General features: G+C 54.2%; 3 protein-coding genes. All 3 read left to right on the forward strand.

Annotated features, from left to right (window positions below):
• Positions 1-877 (forward strand): tRNA lysidine(34) synthetase TilS (gene tilS, locus ACR0P9_RS10760; protein ID WP_432620010.1); only part of this gene is annotated, 877 nt, incomplete at its 5' end.
• Positions 878-909: 32 nt separating this feature from the next.
• A complete protein-coding gene (gene hpt / locus ACR0P9_RS10765; RefSeq protein WP_432620012.1) occupies positions 910-1452 on the forward strand; it encodes a hypoxanthine phosphoribosyltransferase in 543 nt (180 codons plus the stop codon).
• 35 nt (positions 1453-1487) lie between these two features.
• Positions 1488-2539 (forward strand): ATP-dependent metallopeptidase FtsH/Yme1/Tma family protein (locus ACR0P9_RS10770; protein ID WP_432620014.1); only part of this gene is annotated, 1052 nt, incomplete at its 3' end.

The raw sequence follows: 2539 nt of genomic DNA on the forward strand, positions 1-2539 counted from the left end.
TCATCTGATTCGCGGCACGGGCAGTGCCGGTCTGGCGGGAATTCCGCCGGTGCGCGGCAATATTGTGCGTCCGCTCATCGCTGTGGAACGGCAGCAAGTCGAACGGTTTTTAATAGAACGCGGGCAGGATTGGTGCACCGATGCGACCAATCTGGATGACAGCTGTACGAGAAATAAAATTCGGCATCATGTCATCCCGGCACTTCGGGACATTGAGCCGCGTGCCGCGCGGCATGGTCTGGAAGCGGCACAACTTGTCCGGCAGGACAATGCCTATCTCGACGCACAGGCGCGCGAGACCGAGCTGCCGCTGGCGCAGCTGCCCGATGTATTGCGGGCGCGGCGCGTACGGGATATGCTGGAGCAGGCAGGCGTTCCGATGGGTGAGATTACGCGCAGACATATCGGAGCGGTTTGTGCGCTGGCGCAGAAGCCGCACGGCACCGTCAGTCTGCCGGGACAATTCCGCGCGATAAACAAGCGGGGAATCTTGTCCATTGTGCCGGCGACACCGCGCCGAGAGCCGGTACACATCCAACCAAATCAAACGATAGAATACGGCACATATATGGTATCCGTCGTGAGAAAAATACCGGATATTCACAGTTCGTTCAAGTATTATCCAATTGCATATGATACAATCAATATGTCAAACTTGACCGTGCGGACGTGGCAGGCATCTGACCGGATGCAGCTGCTCGGCGCACGGGGCACACGGTCGCTCAAGCGGCTGTATGCCGAGCGCGGCATCGCGCCGGATGAGCGAGATCATCTGCCGATTCTGTGCAGCGGCGACAGCATTGTCGCGGCGGCAGGCATCGGAACCGATACACAATTTTGTGGTCAAAGCGGATTTTTTGCCGTTTGGAAAAGATAAAAAAGCAGCAAAATAAAAAGGAGATAATGAGTATGAAGCAGGACATCGAAAAGGTTCTTATTTCTGAGGAAGAGATCGCAGCAAAGGTAAAGGAACTGGGCGCACAGATCGCCAAGGATTACGCAGATAAAAATCCGCTGATTGTCAGCGTACTGCGCGGTTCGTTTGTCTTTATGGCAGACTTGGTTCGCGCCATTGATGTGCCGTGTACTGTTGATTTCATGTCGGTTTCCAGCTATGGCAGCGGCACGACGTCTTCCGGCGAAGTCAAGATCACCAAGGACTTTGACGTCAGCATTGAAGGACGTCATCTGATTATCGTTGAGGATATTCTGGACAGCGGACGCACGCTGAGCTATCTGATGAAGACACTGAAGGCGCGCGGTGCGGCTTCTATCGCTCTGTGCACCTTCTTGGATAAGCCGGAACGCCGCGTGGTACCGGTAGAGGTTGCCTACAAGGGCTTCACGGTTCCGGATGCATTTATTGTCGGCTATGGTCTGGACTATGACCAGAGATACCGCAACCTGCCGTATGTCGGCGTTCTCAAGCCGTCGGTATATGAAGGCAAATAACATTTCCGTTTTACGGAAAGGAGTGACATATACGCTTGGATAACAAAAGCAATAACAACAAGATGAGAGGGTTCGGATTTTATGCCATTATTATCGTCCTTCTCGTGATTACAGTTTCTGTTCTGCTTCAGCAGAACGACAACACAACGGTGACCTATTCGCAGGTTGTGGAGGCGTTCGAGAACAAGCAGGTTACGGAATTTGTCATCAAAGACAGCTCGCTGGAGGCAACGCTGAAAGACGGCAAGACCATGACCTATGAGCTGCCGAGCGTGGAACTGTTTTTCAATGATTTGGGAGATACCATCCGTCAGGAAAAGAAGGATGGCGTCATCAAGAGCTATAACTGGACAAAGACTGAGGTGCCTTGGTGGGCAAGTGCCATCCCGTATGTCATCATGCTCGTCATTTTCGGTCTGTTCTGGTACTTCATGTTCAGCCGCACAGATGGCGGCGGACGCGGTGCCATGCAGTTTGGCAAGGCACGCATCAAGAATGCAGAGGACGACAAACGCCATGTGACATTCCAGGATGTCGCAGGTGCGGATGAAGAAAAGGCGGAGCTGGAAGAAATCGTTGAATTCCTCAAGAATCCGCAGAAGTTTACGCAGATCGGCGCACGCATTCCGAAGGGCGTTCTGCTGGTAGGCCCTCCGGGAACCGGTAAAACTCTGCTGGCACGTGCCGTTGCCGGCGAGGCAGGCGTTCCGTTCCTGTCCATTTCCGGCTCTGACTTTGTCGAGCTGTATGTCGGTGTCGGCGCATCGCGCGTGCGTGATTTGTTCGGCGAGGCAAAGAAAAAGTCTCCGGCTATCGTCTTTATCGATGAGATTGACGCCGTTGGCCGTCACAGAGGCGCAGGTCTCGGCGGCGGACACGACGAGCGCGAGCAGACGCTCAACCAGCTGCTGGTTGAGATGGACGGCTTTGGCGCAAATGAAGGCGTTATCGTCATTGCAGCGACAAACCGTCAAGATATTCTGGATCCGGCTCTGCTGCGTCCGGGACGTTTTGACCGTCAGGTCTATGTCGGCGCACCGGATATGAAGGGTCGTGAGGACATCCTCAAGGTACATGCCCGCGGCAA

Source organism: Butyricicoccus sp. (assembly GCF_050872565.1).
Lineage (GTDB): Bacteria > Bacillota > Clostridia > Oscillospirales > Butyricicoccaceae > Butyricicoccus_A.